The organism is Pedobacter sp. MC2016-15, assembly GCF_026239695.1.
In the GTDB taxonomy this organism is placed as follows: Bacteria; Bacteroidota; Bacteroidia; order Sphingobacteriales; family Sphingobacteriaceae; genus Pedobacter.
Genome location: NZ_JAPIVS010000004.1, coordinates 173,484 through 193,192, shown reverse-complemented (window position 1 = coordinate 193,192; position 19,709 = coordinate 173,484). Strand labels below are relative to the sequence as shown.

Here is a 19,709-nt window from a genome sequence, read left to right as displayed (position 1 = left end):
TAATACGATTTATCCTTTTGTATAGAGCAGCAGTTCTCTCCAGGCATCCAGCTTTTGCACAAAAGTTTTTGAAGCATTGGCACCACTCGGTGATGGCAGCAGATGGTATACCTTTGCCGGGCTCTTTTTTACATATTTCAGGTAAAACTCTTCGGCTTTCCGGCTGTCAAAAAAGACATGTGTGATATTGGGATACTGAGCGTAGAAAGCCGCGAAATCATTAGTAACCTCGTTTTTGATATTGCTGTCCAGACTCCCTTCACAGGTACAGGACTCCAGCACATCCCATAAAGCAATATGATGCTCCAGTAAAAAGGACTTTCTGGATGCATAGTCAGCTTCTACTGGCTGGTCATAAAGCGCATAAATCAGTTTCCAGAAATGATTTCCTGCATGACCGTAATACTGCTGCAGCCGCAGTGACCTGTCGCCGGGCATGGTACCCAGCAGTAGCACTGTACAGTGTTCATCAATAATTGGCGGAAAAGCAGTTTTAATGGGGTTACTTACTGGATCGTTCATCTATAATTGAGTAACGTTAAGGATCAGAATATGTTCTCAAAATTTAAATATACTGAGTTTTTAAAAAAAAATATTCATTCCCGATGGGGGTAAATGCATTGATGACAGTCTTATATTTAGTAGAACAAATTAAATTCAGATGAAACAATTTTTAAAACTCACTGCCTTATTCCTTTTCGCACAGCTTTGTCAACTGCAGGCACAAACATCGGGGAGGCCGGATGCCGGACGCAAGACCTGGGACTTGACCGCCTCCTTTAATCCCGCAGTAAATCTCAGAGACGCAGGTCTTTCCCTGGGTGCTGACATCCGGGTTGAACGGCGGCTGACCGATCTGCTGGGAGCGACATTCAGTGCAGGATTCACCTCCGTTTCTCGCGACAAGTTCATTGGTATCGCCGACCAAAACATTATTCCGCTAAAAATAGGCGCAAAAATCTACGCAACAAGCAAATATTACCTCGCCGGCGATATAGGATTAGCCATAGATATCAATGGAAATTCGAATACTGCCTGGTCGGTCATCCTTGCCAAACAGCTGAACAATAGATTTGACATAGGAATAAAGTACGACGACTACGCCTATCCCAACCTACTTGGGCTCAGATTGGGATACCGTTTATTTTAACATGATCATAGGCTGTTCCTGTTCCGATAATGCTACCTTTGCAGATTGAATAACGGAAACGCTGATGATACAAATAGGACAATACAACGAACTCAGAATTATAAACAAGACAGAAACAGGCCTGATCCTGTCAGACGGCGATAAAGAAGCGCTGTTACCCTACAACCATGTCCCTAAGGACGCGGAAGTAGGTGAGAATATCAATGTTTTTGTCTACATGCATAAGGACGGGAAATTGTATGCCACAACGCAAAAGCCTTTGGCCTGTGTGGGCGACTTTGCCTATCTTACAGTAGTAGAAGACGGCGAGAATGGTGTTTTTATGGACATTGGCATCGACAAAGATGTATATGTGCCCGAGAGAGAACAAAAGCGCCCGATGTTTAAAGGGGATAAACATGTAGTTTATGTGTTCCTTGACGAGTCCAACGACCGTATGGTAGCCTCTTCACGATTGACCAACTTTGTAGAGGAAGAGGATATCGACTTTGAGGAAGGTGACGAAGTGAGCCTGCTGATTGTCGATCGCAGCGACCTGGGTTACAATGCGATCATTGACAACAAGTATATCGGTTTGCTCTATACCAATGAATTGTTTGATCAACTGAATCCCGGCGAACAGAGAAAAGGCTGGATCAAAAAAATCAGGGTAGAAGGTAAAATTGACCTGAGCCTGCAGCCTATGGGTTATGGTCATATCCTCGATATGAAAGACGTACTGATGAAAATGCTCGAAGAAAACCAGGGCGTGCTTCCTATTGGTGATAAAAGCACACCTGAAGACATTTACGAGCTTTTAAAAATCAGCAAAAAAGCTTTTAAGAAAACCACAGGTGCACTGTATAAAGAAAGACTGATCATGATCGGTGATCACGAAATCAAATTACTGTCTGAATAAAAAAAATCCGGTTCTGATGAAGAACCGGATTTTTTTATGCATTTACGCTAATGATCTCATTATAGACACCATCCCATAAATGGATACGTTGCTGGAGTGACGCAACTGCAATTTCCTCTGCTTCTTTCCAGAACTCTTCATTTTCACCGCAAAGCTCTGCAGTCATGTCAAGCGCTAAATGTGAATGATGATCACCATCCACTTCAATATGGCGATCCAGGTAATACTTTATCAGCGAAAGCTGACCTGGAAATTTCTCATTCAGATCCCTGACAATCGAGATAAACATCGCCGGAATCAGGTCCTCCCTGCCAAATGTAAAGGCAGCCGATTGCAGATGGGACTGTTTTCCATCGATCACCTCAAAGGTGAAATCTACAAACTCACGTGCCTCCTTTGGGATATCCGCTTCAGTATAGGCTTTGAAGAATGACTTTTCTTCTTTTAAGATCGCAGTAAATTCCATTACAGGTTTGGTATCCGCGCCACACTGTTCCATCGCTTCCAGATACATCTCGTAGTGACTTTTACGTATTCCTGCTGCATCCACATCAGATTCCTCTCCGGTAACGATCTCATTAATCAGGTATCTGGTATTGGCATTCCCTACCGGAAACCACGGGGTGCTTGTACTTGTTAATCCAATCTGCAGTGATTTAAGCAGCGACATAAAATCCCACACTGCATACACATGATATTGCATAAAGATTTTCAGGTCCTCGATATCATTGATTACTGAATAAACTTTATGGTTGATAATTTCCTGTCTTAATGGTTCTATTACGGACTGTATCCTGGCAATATGGCTATTCATCTTAATTTATCGTTTTATTATAATGGCGCAAAGGTATCAATTTTTTTCTCCTCAGCCCCTGCAGTGACAATAGTATGTCCTGGTTAGCGGTGGCATCGTAATGGTGGTCGCCCGGCAGCAGGCGCAGGGAAAAGTTTCTTTTCTGAACCGTTTCCAGGGGTTTTGGGTTTTCCCTTTCTCCATAAAAGCAGAACACAGGAATTTTTATAGCTTCCACCTCGGGCAGCACTTTATAGGGTTTATCGTCGCCGGCAAGGTTCAGCAAATCCGAAGTATGCACCATAAAATCCGAAGAAGCAAAAGGCGACAGCAAGGCGATGGCTACCACCTTATTCTTCATTGAAGGCACCATGCGGTTGTAAATAAAGGGTACGACATCAGCACCAAAAGAATACCCGCAGAGGTAAATCCTGTTTGTTTTATAAAGAGCCGCATATTTGCTGATCAGCTGCATCACATCCTCAGCAGTCTGCTGTGGGCTTCGCGCCGTCCAGAAGTAAGTCCTGGAATTAAACCCTATCGTTTCAAAACCTTCTGCAGCAAAGCCGGTACCCAGCCGGTCTTCGAAATCCAGCCAGCCCCCGTCACCGGAAAACAGGATCAGTAATTTTTTTGACGTAGAATCTACACTGGCATAGGTAATCACGGGAAGGTCGAAGTCATGAGTTTCTACTCCATGATGATTCGTCTGCCGTATTCTCGACAGTACGCCGCAGCCTGACATCAACAATATCAGCATCAGGCCCATCCCTTTTTGCCAGTGTTTCATCACCCTGATATATTATCCAAAGGTAAACTGATCAATTCTCACCCAATGCATACCCGCCGCTTCGGCAGCTTTTACTCCCGGGATTCCATCTTCAAATACCAGGCATTTCTTTGGGTCAACCCCCAGCAGCTCCGCGGCTCTGAGAAATGGATCCGCAAAAGGTTTTCCTCTCGGTGTTTCCCCCGCACAAACCAGTACCTCCACATATTCGCTTACGCCAATAATTTCCAGCGTACGCTGTACAGCGATCCGGTCGCCACCAGAAACTACTCCAATCCTCAGTTTACCCGCATTGGCCTTCAGGTGTTCCACTACATAAGGAATAGGCAGCACCTTACTGATATACTCGTCGGCAAATAACTGTGCTTTACGCGATCTGAATTCCTCCGGGTCCATAGTGGCATTATACCGCAGGTTCAGCTCTTCCACAACATTTGCTATCGGCCATCCCGCAAGCTCATCAATAATTGCGGGATCCATGTCCACGGCATATTGTTTCGCTACCTCTACATAAGTTGCTGCATGGGCAGGCATATTATCAGCCAGGGTGCCATCACAATCATATAAAAATGCCTGGTAATCTCCTTCTGTTAATTTACTGAGCTTCGCGAAATCCGTTTCTTCCATAATTCTTTTTGTATGTTAATGATCTGAGATCGTATCTGTTTTTTTCTGAAAGCTGTAAATCAGATATGCAAGTGCCGGCAGGATGAACACACTGCCGATCAGCAGTGCATAGCCAAGCGCTTCCATCGTTTTTTGTTCACCCTGATCTGCCAGCAGCGACAGGTTTTGTCCGCCTTTTAACAAAACAATATCCGGGAAGTGGCTATATGTTGCTGCAAACAGAATCATCGTTACCTGAAAGCCCGCCAGTATTCTCATCATGACCGGTTTATTCTTGTTCAGGAAGAAGAACATGATCACCAGTGAAATTGTTGCCAGTACAATCGCTATGATACCCGGAAGATCACTGAATATCCAGGTCAGCAGTGGAATATGATTGATAGCAGCAGCCACAAAAACCAGCGCCCCCGCCCCCATCACGACAAATATCAGATGTGTGGCTTTGCGTGTAAAGCGCTTCCGGTCGTATTCATCGTCTGCCTGCCCGATAATAAACACCGCTGCGAGGTAAGCACAGATCGTCACGGTAAACACCCCGACGGCCACAGAGAATAAGTTGAGCCAGCTGTAGATATAAGCGGACACAAAATCATTCGCCTCCAGATCAATTCTTGAGGAAACCACGCTGGCCGCAATGATTCCCAGGAAAAATGGCGTAAGCACGCTGGAGAGAATAAATATCCTGGTATATATCTTCTGCATATCATCCTTTACGGCATCATAGTTTCTGAAAACAAAGGCTGTACCCCTGGCAATGATCCCCAGCAGCATACATACCAGAGGGATATGCAGATAAATAGAAACAGTAGTATAAATCCTGGGAAAGCCCACAAAGAGGATCACGATCACGATGATCAGCCACATGTGGTTTGCTTCCCACACCGGGCCTATAGCCTCATACATGTTCTTGCGCGTGCGGTGTCTGTTTGCCGGGGAGGTAAACAATTCAATGATACCCGCACCAAAGTCGGCACCCCCCAGCAGTACATATAAAAGTATAGCTGTCCAGAGAAAAATGATCACTACGTATACCATGGTTTATTGAGTTTTATGATCGGTGGATGAATCGTACAGTTTGCCAACCATCGTAATCTGGCGGAACAATAAAAAGCTGACAATGATCGCCAGGGAGATATATACCGCGGTGAACAAATAAAATGAGTAGGCAATACCAGGCATAGGCGTTACCGCATCCGCTGTGCGCATCACCCCATAGATAATCCAGGGCTGCCTGCCCACTTCCGTCACCGTCCATCCCGCCTCCAGCGCCAGATATCCCAGAGGTGTGGCCAGCACAAATAGTTTGAGCAGCCACTTGCTGTCCGACCAGCTTTTTTTCTTGATCAGCGCGATGAAATACAGGAGCGACAGGGCCAGCATCGCCATTCCCAGACCTACCATAATCTGAAAGGCAAAATGCGTGACCATTACCGGTGGATGATCTTTTTTAGGGAATCTATCCAGCCCCTTTATCTCCGCATTGAAATCATTGGTAGCCATAAAACTCAGCAGTTTCGGCACCTTCAGCGCATAGTTCACTGTTTGCGTAGCCGTATCCGGAATCCCGCCAATCACGAGTGATGCTCCTTTTTCTGTATGGAAATGTGCCTCCATCGCCGCCAGTTTTGCGGGCTGCCTCACAGCAACATCCTTCGCCGAAATATCTCCGCTCAGGGGTTGTAAACATGCTGCTACCGTGGCAAAGATCGCCGCAATGCGGAACGCCTTATTGTGAAAAGCCACATTCTTTCCCTTTAATATCATTAAGGCATGTACACCTGCAACAGCAAATCCTGTAGAGACAAAGGCGGCTACACACATGTGTAATGCCTGCGAAAACCAGGCAGCATTAAACATCGCCTTCATGGGGTCTATGTTTAGGTACTGTCCGTTGACGAAATCAAATCCTGAGGGACTGTTCATCCATGAATTCGCTGCTACGACGAGAATACCTGATAAGAGCCCCGTGATCCCCACCATGACACCTGTGAGCCAGTGGAACCAGGGATTAAAGCGGTTCCATCCATAGAGATAAAACCCAAGGGCAATCGCTTCGATAAAAAACGCTGTTCCCTCCAGGGAGAATGGCATTCCGAAGATCGGCCCGGCATGTTCCATAAAGCGTGGCCAGAGCAGTCCCAGTTCAAAGGAAAGTACAGTACCTGAAACTGCACCGGTAGCAAAAAATATCGCTACTCCCTTGCTCCAGGCTTTGGTGACATCAAGATAGATCGTCTCTTTTTTCTTCAGCCAGAAATAATGGGCTGTAGACATAAAGAATGGCATTACCATTCCTATACAGGAGAAAACAATATGGAAGCCTAAGGAAAAGGCCATCTGGAGTCGGGCAGCTAAGAAATCATCCATCCTGCAAAAATAGGGGTATTGGCTATTGCGAGATAGCTTTAGACCTAATCTTTTGCTTAGTTAATGTAATAATTTGCTGCCATCATCAGATGGCCTTCAAAAGAATTATAAGGTGTTTAAACCCTGTTAACAGGTTTAACGTTTTCCGTTTCAAATTTACTTGCCGGTCGTACAATCATACGCAGCGACTGATCGTTAGTCAGGTACGCCACACCCCAGTTGTACAGGGTCCTGATCCTGTTTCTGTAATTGATCAGTGATAACAAGTGAATAAACAACCACATCAGCAGTGCCAGCAGTCCGCTAAAGAATAACTTAGGTTTTGGTAAGTCGGCCACCGCCTTGTTTTTGCCAATGATCGCCATTGAACCCTTGTCATAATAACTAAAAGGCTTCCATGCAGCGTTTGACAGATCTTTGATCAGGTTTTTTGCCAGGTTTTGTCCCTGTTGAATAGCAACCTGAGCAACCTGCGGATGTCCCTGCGGGAAATGCGGGTCAGTAGTTTGAATACACGTATCACCAATGGCAAACACATCTTCCATTCCCAGCACTTTATTATTTGCATCTACGATCATCCTTTTTCCCCTGCCATAGACAGCTTCAGGTATGCCTTTGAAAACAATGGCAGTAACTCCCGCAGCCCAGATCAGGTTTTTGGATACGATGGTATCACCATTGGCGAAATGTACCACATCATCCGTAAAATCCTTAACCAGCGCATTTAAACGTACTTTTACACCATTTTTCGTCAATGTATCGTAAGCATATTTTTGAGATTTCTCACTCATTGGTGTCAATAAAGAGGGCAAACCATCCACCAGGTAAATCTCACCATTGGCACCTGCCAGTTCCGGATAATCCTTGGCGATGATCGTTCTTTTCATTTCCGCAAACATGCCTGAGATCTCTACTCCGGTAGGGCCGCCACCTGCCACCACTACCGTCAGTAATTTCCTTCTCAGTTCCGGGTCAGTAGAACGTGATGCAAGCTCCAATCTTTCCAATAACGTATTGCGCATCTGCAGTGCATCAGAAATGGTTTTCATGGGAATTGAATTTTTCTCCACGCTTTCCATTCCAAAATAATTGGTAATGCAGCCAGTTGAAAATACCAGGTAATCATAACTGATCTCGCCTGTAGAAAGGATCAGTTTCTTCTGTTCCGGTATCACCTCCTCCAATTCGCCCAGTCTGAACGAGAAATTTTTTATGCCCCTGAAAAGTTTACGGAAAGGATACGAGATATTGGAGGTTTCAAGGTAACCTGTAGCTACCTGATAGATTAAAGGAGGAAAAAAATTGTAATTGTTTTTATCGACTAAGACAACGTCAAATGACCCGTGGTCAGCAAGGTTTTTTGCCAGGTTTACACCAGCAAATCCACCGCCCACAATGACTATCTTTTTTGGAGTGTTATTCATTTTTAACAGCTATTGATGATTTATTACCCCATTTACAGCAATAAATGTGCTAAGATTCAGTTTATGCAAACATTATTTTGTCATGTTAGACATACATCATTTCATAGCTGTGACAATTTGAATAACAATTTGAGTAATTTTACAAAAACCACAAAAATATGCCTGATTTTAGTCCAGAACACAGCCCGAATCCATTTCAATTGCTAAAAAAAGGGAAGTATGTTTTCACTGATTTATTGGAAGAAAAACAGGATCCCAATGCAAGTGTGCCATATTTTACTGCCAAAGCGATCATTATTGAAGAAAACCCTGATAATTTTACCGGTGATGTCGCACATGTCAGGCTGAGCGATCTGATCCTGAAACAATCCAGTTATATTGATGAAAACGGAAAGATCATTGAAGCGCATAAACTTTATACCTGGCCACGCAACCTGGGTAGCACCCCACAGTGGACGGCTGCAAAACAGGAGTTTCTGAATCAGTTTATCCTGAATTTCCCTATCGAAATCCTGTCCCTGCAGGAGCATGGTGGTGTAACCTGGAGATTTATCAGTCCGGAGCAGTTCAAGAAGCTTCCTGCAAACATCAATGCCAGTCCGGAATTCCAGGATTTCGCAGCGCACAAGAACGACTACTTTTTCCTGCGCCAGCCCCTCAATGAACCAAAATAACAGGCGCTCTACCTGATCCTGATGATCCTCAGCTCATCCAGCATTGCCTGATTAATTTCCCCGTTCATGTTCTCATTCCAGTCCTCCAGCGATAAGCTGAGTTCATGACTTCCATGCGAAAGTTCCAGCTGAACCAGGTTACTGTGACCCCAGTCAGACCATTCATCCTTCCCGCGTTGCGGAAAAACAAAAGTACCTGCAAAAGCTCCATCCAGACTGAGGGTTCTGATGGCACATTTGTTATCTGTATTGGTGGGCCCGTTCCCATTGGCATACCTGAAGTCGAGCGCATAAGTGCCACTTTCGGGCACATTGACCATGATGGTGACCCTTTGATTTTTCGTTTTGCTGATTTCGATAAATCCCTTGCCGGAATATCCCTGGTATGGAAGCTCCGACTTATCCGTCACGAGCGACAGGTCGATGTGGTTGATTTTTTGTTCAGGATAAACCGACAGCGGTTCACTCGCAAAAGAACCGGTTCCAGAGCTGTCTACAGCAATCACCTGATATTCTCCGTTTTGCAGGGCTTTATAGCTCAACTCCTCAGTTTTAGCCACCTCTTTCCCATTGTGAATGATCGTGTAAGTGCTCGCACCCTCAACTTTTTCCCATGTAATCAGCTGATCCCTGATTTTTAACAGAGGTGCTGCCGGCGAAAAAGCGTCTGCCACATTGGCGATATTCCCTTTTACCAGCTGGTTATTCGCCAGGATAATCTCTATTTTGTGTAGCCCTGACAGATCGGCCGGAACAGTTGCAGCAGGCAGGTCGTTCCCATCCATCTTTATCGATTGTATCCGGTTTCCATGTCCCGATAGGCTGATGTCAAGAATCGCATTCCTGTATTTGAAATTCTTCAAAGTACGCTCTCCTTTTAAAATTTCCGGCACAAAAGGTTTAAATACCAGTGAGCTTTCACGGATATCAATCCCGAACAACACTTTGTAGATCATGCTCAGGTTGCCCGACAAGCTCCATAACATATTGCTGGAGTTTACCTGCGTTCCTGCAAAATCGCCGTTCGAAGAAACAAAGTTTTCCTTGTTGGTGAGGAACAGTGCTGCAGGGCGGTATATCGCGCTTAAGCTCTGCACCACGGCTTCTGCATTGCCAGCTTTTGCTGCGGCTATCGACCAGTACGACTGCACAAATGGCCAGACGGCATCATTATGATAGGGTGGGATATCCGGAATTTGTGGATAGATGCAGGGAATTCCGAAACCCGTTACAGGCGTGCGGGCAACGACAGATTTCTGACGCTCCGCATCTGCGATATCAAACAGTACCGTGAGGGCCTCTCCCAGTGCTTCTGAGCGTGGAGATAAAACAGGAAACTGTCTGCCATAGAGGTATTGTCCATAGTACCCTTTTTCGGGCATCCATAAATGTGTGTTGATTCCTTTTTTGATCTGCTCTGCCAGTGCTGCATACTTATCTGCCGCCTGCTGATCTTTCAGCAGAACTGCCATTTGCGACAGCACTTTATTCACCTGATAATGAACGGCGTTGGTACCCAGGTTTTCTGAAGAATAGATATCGGCCGACTGCATCCATTTGGGATAGGTCTGATCGCGCCAGTCGAGGAACGACGATTCACCCCTCACAAGCCCGGTTTTGCTATCATACACATTCTTCAGGTCATCTTCCACAGAATTTCTGATAATCCGGTACGCTTTGGCCAGCCAGTCCTCATCTCCCGTAGTTTTATATACTTCCCAGGCTGCTACCGCCCAGATCATCCTGTCGGACGATACCGGCCACGAGCCTCCGGAACCCGTATCCTGTATCACTCTTTCATTTTTAACTTTCCTCATCAGGCTATACTCAGCAACTTTCGGCTGCAGGGTAGCCATAGATAAAATGATGCTGTAACTGATATCACGGGTCCACACCCCCGCCCATTCTTTTCCTGTCCTGAAGGTACTGTCGGGCTCTATGGCGTTCTCCATCTCCTCCAGACCCAGATTATACAAGGCATCCATCATCGGGATTTCAGAAGTATACTGTGGAAAGGCAGAAATATCTTTTGATAAATGCCAGGAGGAAGCAGTAGTTTTTTGCGCCTGCGCCTTGTTCATTTCCAGTGTGATGGTATAGATCCCATCACCATCCTGATCATGCAGTTCCAGTTCCCTGTGGTTGCCCAGGTTATCAAAATCCCAGATCAGCGGACTGGTATTTCCGGCGACAAATACGCCTTTGAAATCTGTCTTATAGATCTTTGTGCCGTTATAGGTGGTAAAAAAACCGGTACGCTCAAACTCGTCCATGACATGCTTCAGGTCTAAGCGGATCGTAAACCTCGTATCCGGCTGCAGGAAGACACCTTTCGCAGGTGTTTGAGGATCGGTATATTGCTGGCCGAATTTGATCACCGGACTTTCAAATGATCCGTTGTCAGTGATGATGTTTACCAGGTGATTCTTGCCGATGGGCAGTTCGTTATCTTTCCCGTTGAGGCTGAATTTAAAAGATATTGCCGGACTGATCTCTTTATTGACCGGGCTCTGGTAATTCGAGCTGACTGAAGTAGCGGAAAGCGCCAGCGCCTCAAAAGCACCCTGGATAACCTTATTTTTTGATAAACTATAAAAATCAGACTGGTAAATTTCGTCCATTGGTTTTCGCGACTTACATCCCGTCAGGGATAACAGTAAAAAGGAAGGAACAATTATTTTAGAAAAAGATGGCTTCATTATTTCGGGGTAATACAATTACAAACATATCCGACTGCCGCTATTCCTCCAAACAGATTACGAATAATCCTTAAAAAAACTTTTGAAAGGAGAGACCATAACTCAGCAGCAGGTTTTCGCGGTCAGTCCGGGATACCCGGTTATAGTTCAATGCGGTGGTCAGGCTCAGCCATTTGTTCATCTTAAAGGAAAGCGCAGAGTTAGACCTGAAATTGTAGTCCTCCCATTTTTTTAATGAAGGCTGAAAGAATGTGGAATTATCCAGTACAATAAACTCCCTGATGGTAAACTTAAAAACTATCCTGAAAGAGTTTCTGTAAGTTTGATACACATCAGGCACATCATCTTCAAGCAGCAGGTCACTGCTGTCAAACAACACCCCGTCGCTAATGTTTACATACGCATTTCTGGTATCAAAAAAACTGTAGGCCACACCCGCTCCGGCAAGCAACTGATTGTTTATTTTTAAAGACTTGCTGGTATTATAATTGGCCAGTCCCCAGTAAAAGAAATGAGGTACAGAGCTGTAAAGGTTAAAATCCAGTGCAGAGGTAAAGTCATTGTTTGTAAGATCCCGGTTCTGCTTTCCATACACCCAGCTATTGCTGAAGTTCATGTTAAACGTTTTCTTCCTTACACCAATTTTTGCAGCATTGTTCAGCAAATAAGTATTCCCGTCGTTGGTCTTGTTGATTGAGCCTGTAGAGGTATAACTGACGGAATACTGTGTGCTATCGGTAAACTGAGCTGCTGCAAAAAATGGAAAAAGAGTAAAGAGGAAGATATAAACAGGCTTTAAAGGCATAGGCAAACACAATTTTACTAAAGCTAACATTGCCTGTCATAGATTGTTTGTATCTGATGCTGATTAACACTTATGCCAGGCTGCTATCCCAGTCCTTCCAAACCGGTTCGTACCCCTGCTCTCTCAGCATCTCCGCTATTGCTGCAGGACTCCGTTCATCCGAAATCTCAAACTGTTCGAGCGATTCAGGTTCAACGGCATACCCACCCGGGTTTGTCTTTGATCCGGCGCTGATCGCCGTGATGCCCAGCTTCACAATATGATCGCGAAATACGGTAGACTCACGGGTAGAGATCGACAGCTCTACTTCTTCATTCAGCAACCTGTATGCGCAAATCAGCTGCACCAGCTCCCGGTCGTTCATTTCAACTTTCGGTTCCAGTCCCCCGCTAAATGGACGCAGCCTTGGGAAAGACAGGCTATACTTGCTTTTCCAGTATTTTTTCTCCAGATAGCCAAGGTGTAAAGCCGTGAAGAAAGAATCGGTACGCCAGTCTTCCAAACCTATCAGTACCCCCAATCCCATTTTGTGTATCCCAGCTTCCCCTAACCTGTCGGGCGTCTCCAGCCGGTATTCAAAATTCGATTTTTTACCCTTCGGGTGATGCTTTCTGTAATCCTCGCGGTGATACGTTTCCTGATAAACCAGCACCGTATTCAGCCCCAGAGGGATCAGCTCCTGGTAATCCTGCAGATCCATCGGTTGCACTTCCATCGAGATATGCGAGAAATGCGGACGGATCAGCTCCAGCACCTTTTTAAAGTAATCAGTATGCACCGTCTGATTGGCCTCCCCTGTCACCAGCAACACATGGTCGTAGCCCATCTCTTTGATCACCGCTACCTCCTGCATGATCTCCATCGGGGATAAAGTTTTGCGTCTCACCTTGTTGTCGAAGCTAAAACCACAGTAGGTACAAATATTATTGCACTCATTGGAAAGATAAAGTGGTACATAAAGCTGCATCACCCTGCCAAACCGTTTGAGCGTCAGCTGCCTGCTCAGCTGAGCCATCTGTTCCAGATATGGCGCCGCTGCCGGCGAGATCAGCGCTTTAAAATCCTCAAGCGTGCGTGTGTTTTTTGCCAGCGCAGCTTCCACATCGGCAGCGCTCTTCGCATAGATACTCCTGCTGGTTTCCTCCCAGCTATAGGAATCAAAAATATCACTAAAGCTCATCCAGAAAAGAAGTTAAGGGACTGCTTGCTGCAGCCAGTGAACTGATAGCACCCAATTTAGCCTCGTAGGCCATTCTTCCTGCTACTACGGCGATCTTAAAGGCTTCGGCCATCTTTACAGGATCTCCGGAAACCGCTATGGCAGTATTCACCAGCACGGCATCTGCCCCAATTTCCATCGCTTTGGCGGCATCTGAGGGGGCCCCTATCCCGGCATCCACAATCACCGGAACATTACTCTGGCTGATGATCATTTCCAGAAAATCGATGGTCTTTAAACCTTTATTGCTGCCAATGGCAGATCCCAGCGGCATCACTGCGGCTGTTCCCGCATCTTCGAGCCGTTTGCATAATACCGGGTCTGCGTGGATATAGGGAAGAATGATAAATCCCAGTTTCGCCAGTTCTTCGGTAGCTTTCAGTGTTTCGATGGGATCAGGCATCAGGTATTTGGGGTCCGGGTGGATCTCCAGCTTGAGCCAGTTGGTTTCCAGTGCCTCCCGTGCCAGCTGTGCGGCAAACACCGCTTCCTTTGCATTGCGCACACCCGATGTATTGGGCAGCAAGCTGATGTGTGAATGTTTCAGGTGACCAAGAATATCGTCATCCTGACCTTTCAGGTCCACCCTTTTTAAAGCGACCGTCACCAGTTCAGATCCCGAGGCCAGCAAAGCCTCTTCCATCAGCACCGCTGAATTAAACTTGCCCGTGCCAGTCAGCAAACGCGAGCCAAATACTTTATCTGCTATAGTTAACATAAAATTCTGCATTTAAATTATTATCCCTTGTCAATAATCCCGAGAGCGCTATACCATGAACACCTGCTGAGTACAACAGCTCAATGTCATGCTGCTCAATACCACCGATCGCAATGACCGGCGTAGTGATTCCGGCCTCAACCATCTGCCGCAGAATTGTTTCATATCCGGTAAGTCCGAGTATGGGACTCAGGTTCTTTTTGGTCGTGGTATAACGATATGGCCCAAGGCCGATGTAGTCTACCCCCTCCTGCACCCTTCTGAGTACATCTTCAAACGTATTGGCAGTACCGCCGATACATGTTGATTCTCCTAAAATTGCCCTTGCCTCTGCGACAGGCATATCATCGAGGCCCAGATGTACGCCATAGGCATCAACTTCCAATGCGATCTGCGGATAATCATTGACGATCAGCCTGGCACCATATTTTGTACAAAGCTCAGCAGCTTGTCCGGCAATTTCCAGCACCTCTTCTTCAGCCTGATCCTTGATCCGTAGCTGTACCCATTGTACCCCATTTCGCAGCACTTTCTCTATTGCTGTGAGATGTGAGCCATCGGCTGCTGCCTGGGAGATATACTGTAATTTATCTATAATCATTTTTAATTGATTTTAGGAGGCTTTTTAAAGCCGTTAAAGGAGAAGCAGCCTGGTGCCAGAGGCTTCCCAGTACTGCTGCCCCATCGAAATTCATTTGTTTCAACTGCGCCAGTTTTCCTTCCTCTACACCACCAATGGCAAAAACTTTAACCTTATGGGCAGGCAAAATGAAGTCGCCCGGCAGCACAGTTTCGTAACCAGCCTTTGAAATACTGTTAAACACCGGGCCGTAGAATACATAATTAAAGCCTTCCAGACTGGAAATCTCTTCCAGGTCATGTACCGAACTGCTCAGATAAAAACCATCATCACGTAGCCGTGCTATATTCTTATGCAGCAACGCTCTTCTTTCAGCCTCTTTATAATGCAGGCGTTTAAGACCAAATTCCATCGCAAGCTCATGGTGCTGATGGATGGCAATCCGGGGATAATACCCCGGATCAATGCCATCCATCAGCACGCGGAACTGTCCGGGATCATTCATCTCTTTCCTGAGATGAAGCAGCTGCAGACCTTCAGCAAAAAACTGATTAATCAGTGCTGCTTCTTCTTCAAAATACGCTGGTGGCGTTACGACAATCAGCTCCATTTACAGATAGATCTCACTGCCCTTTTCTGTAAACTCGCGTGATTTCTCTGCCATACCTTTTGCAAGCGCGGCATCTTCGTCTACCCCCTGCTTCGCAGCATATTCCCGCACATCCTGCGTAATTTTCATGGAGCAGAAATTTGGTCCGCACATCGAACAGAAATGGGCGATCTTAGCACCATCCGCCGGCAGCGTTTCATCATGGAATTCCTTCGCCGTATCCGGGTCAAGAGACAGATTAAACTGATCTTCCCATCGGAACTCAAACCTCGCCTTACTCAGTGCATTATCGCGGTATTGCGCCCCGGGATGCCCCTTTGCAAGGTCAGCAGCGTGAGCAGCAATCTTATAGGTGATCACCCCATCTTTGACATCTTTTTTATTGGGCAGGCCCAGATGCTCTTTTGGTGTCACATAACACAACATTGCCGTACCAAACCAACCGATCATCGCTGCACCAATGGCAGAAGTAATGTGATCATAGCCCGGTGCAATATCCGTTGTCAGGGGCCCTAAAGTATAAAAAGGAGCTTCAGAACAATGTTCAAGCTGTTTCTCCATATTTTCCTTGATCAGGTGCATCGGAACATGCCCCGGCCCCTCAATGATCGTCTGCACATCGTGTTTCCAGGCAATCTTTGTAAGCTCTCCCAGCGTTTCCAGCTCAGAAAACTGCGCCTCATCATTGGCATCGGCAATACAGCCCGGTCTCAGTCCGTCGCCCAATGAAAAAGCCACATCATAAGACTTCATGATCTCGCAGATCTCCTCAAAATGTGTATAGAGAAAACTCTCCTGATGATGCGCCAGGCACCATTTTGCCATGATTGAGCCCCCACGCGATACAATCCCTGTCACCCGTTTGGCCGTCAGCGGAATGTACCGCAGCAGCACCCCCGCATGGATGGTAAAATAATCTACCCCCTGTTCCGCCTGTTCGATCAGCGTGTCCCTGAACAGCTCCCAGGTCAGGTCTTCAGCCTTGCCGTTCACCTTCTCCAGCGCCTGATAGATGGGTACTGTACCGATGGGCACAGGTGAATTGCGGATAATCCACTCCCTCGTCTCATGGATATTTTTGCCCGTGGAGAGATCCATAATGGTATCTGCACCCCAGCGGCAGGCCCAAACTGCCTTTTCCACTTCCTCTTCAATACTTGAGGTGACGGCCGAATTACCGATATTCGCATTGATCTTCACCAGGAAGTTCCTGCCAATGATCATCGGCTCCGATTCCGGGTGATTGATGTTCGAAGGGATCACAGCCCTGCCTGCTGCAACTTCCTGACGTACAAATTCTGGCGTAATATGCCCTTTTGGGGTATTTGCGCCAAAGCTATGTCCTTTGTGCTGGTGGTTCATGGCCACCGCCTGCTCTCCCAGCTGCGCATTCACCAGATCTATCTGCTGGTTTTCACGGATGGCAATATATTCCATCTCTGCCGTGATGATACCTTTCTTCGCATAATGCATCTGGCTGACATTGCTGCCCTCTTTGGCGCGGTAAGGCTGGTGCTGAAAAGCAAAACGCAGGTGATCCAGACTGGGATCATTGAGCCGTTTTGTACCATACTCAGAAGAAATCCTGCTCAGTTTCTCCACATCGCCCCTGCCAGAGATCCACTGTTCCCTGATCCGTGGCAGACCGGCTTTCACATCAATCACCGCGTTGGGATCGGTGTAGGGACCACTCGTGTCATAAACCGTTACAGCCGGATTGGTCTCCGTTAAACCAAAGCCATTATGGATCCTGGTGTCACTAAGACTAATTTCACGCATGGCAACTTCAACGGGATGAAGTGTACCTTTCACAAAGATTTTTCGGGATGCCGGAAAGGGTGTCCTGCTGATCACTTCGTCATTCGGAGTTTTTTCTGTTTTCATAGTCTGTGTTTAGAGTAAACGGATCTAGCCCCCCTGTGTAGCTTTGATCAGTACCACCTGGTCGCCAGCCTGCAGCATATAGTCGGGCCATTCGGATTTTGAGACGATAGCCTGGTTAACAGCTATGGCAATTCCATTTCCGGGAACCTGCAAAACAGCAGATAAAAGCTGCGATAAAGAAGCGGGTGTATTGAGCTGAAGGATTTGATTGTTTACGGTAATTTCCATCTTTTATTTTTTTAAAACGATAGGAATTGCCTGTAACAGGAGAGGAAAAAGACAATAGCAAAATTGTCCTACTTTTCCCTTCGGCAGTACTAACTGCATCAGGTTCAAAGGGTATATCTCAGCGCAAGGCACCCCTAAAGTTTTTTGTAAACGTATAAATTATATCCAATAAAAGAAAATTATTATTTATAAATCGAATGTCTGAACATACGTATACATCAAGATTTAAAGATATCTCGATGTCAATATACTCTACAAATCCCCTGTGTTTACATCTCATATCATTGTCACAAAAACCATCCATACATCAGATGTTTAAATTAAAAAGCACACCTTTGAAACATCAGACGTTTACAACAGAATTAAAATGAAGCTTTCAGATAAAGTCATCGCGGCAATCAAAAAAGATATCTCGTCAGGTCGACTTAAAAAAGGTACGAAAATACCTGCTGAACCAGAGTTGATGGAGGTTTATCAGGTAGGACGTTCCACGATCAGAGAGGCGATAAAGACCCTTTCCATTGCCGGAATCCTCAAAGTACAGCAGGGCTCGGGAACCTTCGTAGCTTCAAAGGTAAAAGATGAATCACTGACCCAGCGTTTGCGCAGGGCTGAATTTGAAGAGGTCAATACTGTCCGGGCGGTACTCGAAAATGAGATGGTTCGTCTTGCCTGCGAAAACCGCAAAGCAGCGGATCTGGATCGCATGATGGAACTACTCGAACAGCGGCAGAAAGCGATCACTGCCAATCAGCAAAAGAAGTGCGCCGATGCAGATATTGCCTTCCACATTAGCATTGCCAAAGCTTCGGGAAACCAGGTGCTTGCCGACCTATACGAAAACTTTAGCCTGGTGCTGCTGGATTTCTTTTCCAAACGGGAGCAGAGCATCGAACATTTCCAGCGCAGTCAGCCGGCACACGAGGGTCTCGCTGCGGCCATTGCAAAACAGGATGATAAATCGGCAGAACAATATTTAAAAAGTATCTTACACCACAATTATTAATATCATGACTATTTTTACCTTTACCCTGATCCTACTTCTGGGCGCCTATCTTGCGGGACTGGCCGGCTCTCTTACCGGCCTTGGCGGTGGTGTAGTGATCATTCCCCTGCTCACCCTGTTTTTCCATGTAGATATCCGTTATGCAATCGGAGCAGCCCTGGTGGCGTCCATTGCTACCTCATCCGGTTCTGCAAGCGCCTATGTCAAGGAAGGAATCACCAATGTACGCCTCGGCATGTTCCTCGAAATCGCTACTACCATCGGAGCAGTTATGGGTGCCATCCTGGCGATTTATACGCCTGTCAATATTGTAGCGATCATGTTTGGTGTCATGCTGATCTTTTCTGCCGCCATGACCCTGAGAAAGAAAAGTGAAGCAGCCCTCGAAACCGGCAGCAAATGGTCGTATAAACTAAAACTCAACGGAAGCTATCCTACCAAAACCGGCCCTGTAGCATATAAGCTCGAAAACGTTGGTGCAGGTTTTTCCATCATGACTATTGCCGGCATGCTTTCTGGCCTGCTGGGTATCGGCTCCGGTGCTCTTAAAGTCCTCGCTATGGATACTGCTATGAAAGTACCTTTCAGGGTAAGTACCACTACCAGTAATTTTATGGTAGGTGTTACCGCTGCGGCCAGTGCCGTAGTATATCTGCAAAGAGGTTATATCGATCCCGGAATTGCTTTCCCTGTGATAATTGGTGTACTGGCAGGTGCTTTTACCGGTTCAAAATTACTCATGAAGATCAATGTGAATTCACTGAAGCTCATCTTTAGTATCGCGATCACGATGATTGCCCTGAATATGATTTACAATGGTTTAAACCACAAATTCTAAGCACTATGGCTACGAAAGAAAATAAAAAAATGACCGATTATGATATGGAACAGCTGATCGGACAGGTGCTGAGACTGGGTGTACTGATTTCAGGTACAGTTGCGATCATCGGCGGAATCTGGTACCTGTTTCAAAAAGGTTCCGGTACGCCCCACTATACAACATTTAACGGGGAGCCTGCTGGTTATACGAGTCTTACAGGGATATTCAAAGGTTTAGCTACCGGCAGTGCTTCAGAGATTATACAGCTGGGAGTAGTGATCCTCATCGCTACCCCCATTGTCCGCATTTTCTTTTCCCTGGCATCCTTCGTTATTGAAAGAGACAGACTATATGTCATCATTACCTCAATTGTATTGCTGATTATCCTCTTCAGCATGTTTTCAGGATTACATTAAT

Annotated in this window: 21 protein-coding genes and 1 riboswitch; of the genes, 6 read left to right on the top strand and 15 right to left on the bottom strand. The window is 46.0% G+C overall.

Going from position 1 to position 19,709, the window contains the following annotated elements:
- Positions 1–9 precede the first annotated feature (9 nt).
- Positions 10–522: a DNA-deoxyinosine glycosylase gene (locus tag OQY15_RS13455; protein WP_265792288.1), complete on the bottom strand. Its 513-nt coding sequence runs from the start codon at positions 520–522 to the stop codon at positions 10–12.
- A gap of 139 nt (positions 523–661) precedes the next feature.
- Here OQY15_RS13455 and OQY15_RS13450 point away from each other — a divergent pair, with 139 nt between their 5' ends.
- Positions 662–1,150 (top strand): hypothetical protein, encoded by a 489-nt coding sequence (locus tag OQY15_RS13450; protein ID WP_265792287.1) that lies wholly within the window; start codon positions 662–664, stop codon positions 1,148–1,150.
- Between the two features lie 64 nt (positions 1,151–1,214).
- A complete protein-coding gene (locus OQY15_RS13445) occupies positions 1,215–2,048 on the top strand; it encodes a S1-like domain-containing RNA-binding protein (protein ID WP_265792286.1) in 834 nt (277 codons plus the stop codon).
- Positions 2,049–2,082: 34 nt separating this feature from the next.
- On the opposite strand, the gene OQY15_RS13440 is transcribed toward OQY15_RS13445, so the two are convergent.
- From OQY15_RS13440 to OQY15_RS13415, 6 genes are all read right to left on the bottom strand, one after another.
- On the bottom strand, positions 2,083–2,862 hold the full coding sequence (locus OQY15_RS13440) for a DUF3050 domain-containing protein (RefSeq protein ID WP_265792285.1): 780 nt from the start codon (positions 2,860–2,862) through the stop codon (positions 2,083–2,085).
- A gap of 1 nt (position 2,863) precedes the next feature.
- Complete coding sequence (locus OQY15_RS13435) at positions 2,864–3,631, bottom strand: AcvB/VirJ family lysyl-phosphatidylglycerol hydrolase (RefSeq protein ID WP_265792284.1); 768 nt, start codon at positions 3,629–3,631, stop codon at positions 2,864–2,866.
- A gap of 12 nt (positions 3,632–3,643) precedes the next feature.
- Positions 3,644–4,258, bottom strand: a complete 615-nt coding sequence (locus OQY15_RS13430; protein WP_265792283.1) for an HAD family phosphatase — start codon at positions 4,256–4,258, stop codon at positions 3,644–3,646.
- 15 nt (positions 4,259–4,273) lie between these two features.
- On the bottom strand, positions 4,274–5,293 hold the full coding sequence (locus OQY15_RS13425; protein WP_265792282.1) for a cytochrome d ubiquinol oxidase subunit II: 1,020 nt from the start codon (positions 5,291–5,293) through the stop codon (positions 4,274–4,276).
- 3 nt (positions 5,294–5,296) lie between these two features.
- Positions 5,297–6,625, bottom strand: coding sequence for a cytochrome ubiquinol oxidase subunit I (locus tag OQY15_RS13420; protein ID WP_265792281.1), 1,329 nt, complete (start codon positions 6,623–6,625; stop codon positions 5,297–5,299).
- Positions 6,626–6,741: 116 nt separating this feature from the next.
- On the bottom strand, positions 6,742–8,049 hold the full coding sequence (locus tag OQY15_RS13415; RefSeq protein WP_265792280.1) for an NAD(P)/FAD-dependent oxidoreductase: 1,308 nt from the start codon (positions 8,047–8,049) through the stop codon (positions 6,742–6,744).
- Positions 8,050–8,207: 158 nt separating this feature from the next.
- Between OQY15_RS13415 and OQY15_RS13410 the strand changes: the two genes are divergently transcribed.
- A complete protein-coding gene (locus tag OQY15_RS13410; RefSeq protein WP_265792279.1) occupies positions 8,208–8,723 on the top strand; it encodes a hypothetical protein in 516 nt (171 codons plus the stop codon).
- 8 nt (positions 8,724–8,731) lie between these two features.
- Here the strand turns inward: OQY15_RS13410 and OQY15_RS13405 are convergent, their stop codons facing one another.
- The 8 genes from OQY15_RS13405 to thiS all read right to left on the bottom strand — a co-directional run bounded on the left by OQY15_RS13405 (position 8,732) and on the right by thiS (position 17,466).
- Complete coding sequence (locus OQY15_RS13405) at positions 8,732–11,422, bottom strand: trehalase family glycosidase (RefSeq protein ID WP_265792278.1); 2,691 nt, start codon at positions 11,420–11,422, stop codon at positions 8,732–8,734.
- Between the two features lie 70 nt (positions 11,423–11,492).
- A complete protein-coding gene (locus tag OQY15_RS13400; protein ID WP_265792277.1) occupies positions 11,493–12,227 on the bottom strand; it encodes a DUF481 domain-containing protein in 735 nt (244 codons plus the stop codon).
- A gap of 70 nt (positions 12,228–12,297) precedes the next feature.
- Positions 12,298–13,407, bottom strand: a complete 1,110-nt coding sequence (thiH, locus tag OQY15_RS13395; RefSeq protein WP_265792276.1) for a 2-iminoacetate synthase ThiH — start codon at positions 13,405–13,407, stop codon at positions 12,298–12,300.
- Positions 13,397–14,164 carry a thiazole synthase gene (locus OQY15_RS13390; protein WP_265792275.1) on the bottom strand — a complete coding sequence of 256 codons (768 nt, stop codon included), beginning with the start codon at positions 14,162–14,164 and terminating at the stop codon, positions 13,397–13,399. Before OQY15_RS13390 ends, thiH begins: the two co-directional genes overlap by 11 nt.
- A complete protein-coding gene (locus OQY15_RS13385) occupies positions 14,145–14,765 on the bottom strand; it encodes a thiamine phosphate synthase (RefSeq protein ID WP_265792274.1) in 621 nt (206 codons plus the stop codon). Before OQY15_RS13385 ends, OQY15_RS13390 begins: the two co-directional genes overlap by 20 nt.
- Positions 14,752–15,354, bottom strand: a complete 603-nt coding sequence (locus OQY15_RS13380; RefSeq protein WP_265792273.1) for a thiamine phosphate synthase — start codon at positions 15,352–15,354, stop codon at positions 14,752–14,754. Before OQY15_RS13380 ends, OQY15_RS13385 begins: the two co-directional genes overlap by 14 nt.
- Positions 15,355–17,238 carry a phosphomethylpyrimidine synthase ThiC gene (thiC, locus tag OQY15_RS13375; protein WP_265792272.1) on the bottom strand — a complete coding sequence of 628 codons (1,884 nt, stop codon included), beginning with the start codon at positions 17,236–17,238 and terminating at the stop codon, positions 15,355–15,357.
- A 24-nt stretch (positions 17,239–17,262) separates the two neighbouring features.
- A complete protein-coding gene (gene thiS / locus OQY15_RS13370) occupies positions 17,263–17,466 on the bottom strand; it encodes a sulfur carrier protein ThiS (protein WP_265792271.1) in 204 nt (67 codons plus the stop codon).
- Between the two features lie 58 nt (positions 17,467–17,524).
- Positions 17,525–17,612: riboswitch (TPP riboswitch) on the bottom strand.
- A gap of 221 nt (positions 17,613–17,833) precedes the next feature.
- On the opposite strand from thiS, the gene OQY15_RS13365 reads away from it, so the two are divergent.
- Genes OQY15_RS13365 through OQY15_RS13355 form a run of 3 tightly spaced genes read left to right on the top strand, consistent with a single transcriptional unit; the run spans position 17,834 to position 19,708 of the window.
- A complete protein-coding gene (locus OQY15_RS13365; protein ID WP_265792270.1) occupies positions 17,834–18,472 on the top strand; it encodes a FadR/GntR family transcriptional regulator in 639 nt (212 codons plus the stop codon).
- 4 nt (positions 18,473–18,476) lie between these two features.
- Positions 18,477–19,310: a sulfite exporter TauE/SafE family protein gene (locus tag OQY15_RS13360; protein ID WP_265792268.1), complete on the top strand. Its 834-nt coding sequence runs from the start codon at positions 18,477–18,479 to the stop codon at positions 19,308–19,310.
- Positions 19,311–19,315: 5 nt separating this feature from the next.
- A complete protein-coding gene (locus OQY15_RS13355; protein ID WP_265792267.1) occupies positions 19,316–19,708 on the top strand; it encodes a DUF1634 domain-containing protein in 393 nt (130 codons plus the stop codon).
- The last annotated feature ends 1 nt before the right edge of the window (position 19,709 follow it).

Excerpts from the sequence above, each read along its gene's own strand:
- OQY15_RS13455 (WP_265792288.1), bottom strand. The coding sequence starts at position 522 with ATGAACGATCCAGTAAGTAACCCCATTAAAACTGCTTTTCCGCCAATT.
- OQY15_RS13450 (WP_265792287.1), top strand. The coding sequence starts at position 662 with ATGAAACAATTTTTAAAACTCACTGCCTTATTCCTTTTCGCACAGCTT.
- OQY15_RS13445 (WP_265792286.1), top strand. The coding sequence starts at position 1,215 with ATGATACAAATAGGACAATACAACGAACTCAGAATTATAAACAAGACA.
- OQY15_RS13440 (WP_265792285.1), bottom strand. The coding sequence starts at position 2,862 with ATGAATAGCCATATTGCCAGGATACAGTCCGTAATAGAACCATTAAGA.
- OQY15_RS13435 (WP_265792284.1), bottom strand. The coding sequence starts at position 3,631 with ATGAAACACTGGCAAAAAGGGATGGGCCTGATGCTGATATTGTTGATG.
- OQY15_RS13430 (WP_265792283.1), bottom strand. The coding sequence starts at position 4,258 with ATGGAAGAAACGGATTTCGCGAAGCTCAGTAAATTAACAGAAGGAGAT.
- OQY15_RS13425 (WP_265792282.1), bottom strand. The coding sequence starts at position 5,293 with ATGGTATACGTAGTGATCATTTTTCTCTGGACAGCTATACTTTTATAT.
- OQY15_RS13420 (WP_265792281.1), bottom strand. The coding sequence starts at position 6,625 with ATGGATGATTTCTTAGCTGCCCGACTCCAGATGGCCTTTTCCTTAGGC.
- OQY15_RS13415 (WP_265792280.1), bottom strand. The coding sequence starts at position 8,049 with ATGAATAACACTCCAAAAAAGATAGTCATTGTGGGCGGTGGATTTGCT.
- OQY15_RS13410 (WP_265792279.1), top strand. The coding sequence starts at position 8,208 with ATGCCTGATTTTAGTCCAGAACACAGCCCGAATCCATTTCAATTGCTA.
- OQY15_RS13405 (WP_265792278.1), bottom strand. The coding sequence starts at position 11,422 with ATGAAGCCATCTTTTTCTAAAATAATTGTTCCTTCCTTTTTACTGTTA.
- OQY15_RS13400 (WP_265792277.1), bottom strand. The coding sequence starts at position 12,227 with ATGCCTTTAAAGCCTGTTTATATCTTCCTCTTTACTCTTTTTCCATTT.
- thiH (WP_265792276.1), bottom strand. The coding sequence starts at position 13,407 with ATGAGCTTTAGTGATATTTTTGATTCCTATAGCTGGGAGGAAACCAGC.
- OQY15_RS13390 (WP_265792275.1), bottom strand. The coding sequence starts at position 14,164 with ATGTTAACTATAGCAGATAAAGTATTTGGCTCGCGTTTGCTGACTGGC.
- OQY15_RS13385 (WP_265792274.1), bottom strand. The coding sequence starts at position 14,765 with ATGATTATAGATAAATTACAGTATATCTCCCAGGCAGCAGCCGATGGC.
- OQY15_RS13380 (WP_265792273.1), bottom strand. The coding sequence starts at position 15,354 with ATGGAGCTGATTGTCGTAACGCCACCAGCGTATTTTGAAGAAGAAGCA.
- thiC (WP_265792272.1), bottom strand. The coding sequence starts at position 17,238 with ATGAAAACAGAAAAAACTCCGAATGACGAAGTGATCAGCAGGACACCC.
- thiS (WP_265792271.1), bottom strand. The coding sequence starts at position 17,466 with ATGGAAATTACCGTAAACAATCAAATCCTTCAGCTCAATACACCCGCT.
- OQY15_RS13365 (WP_265792270.1), top strand. The coding sequence starts at position 17,834 with ATGAAGCTTTCAGATAAAGTCATCGCGGCAATCAAAAAAGATATCTCG.
- OQY15_RS13360 (WP_265792268.1), top strand. The coding sequence starts at position 18,477 with ATGACTATTTTTACCTTTACCCTGATCCTACTTCTGGGCGCCTATCTT.
- OQY15_RS13355 (WP_265792267.1), top strand. The coding sequence starts at position 19,316 with ATGGCTACGAAAGAAAATAAAAAAATGACCGATTATGATATGGAACAG.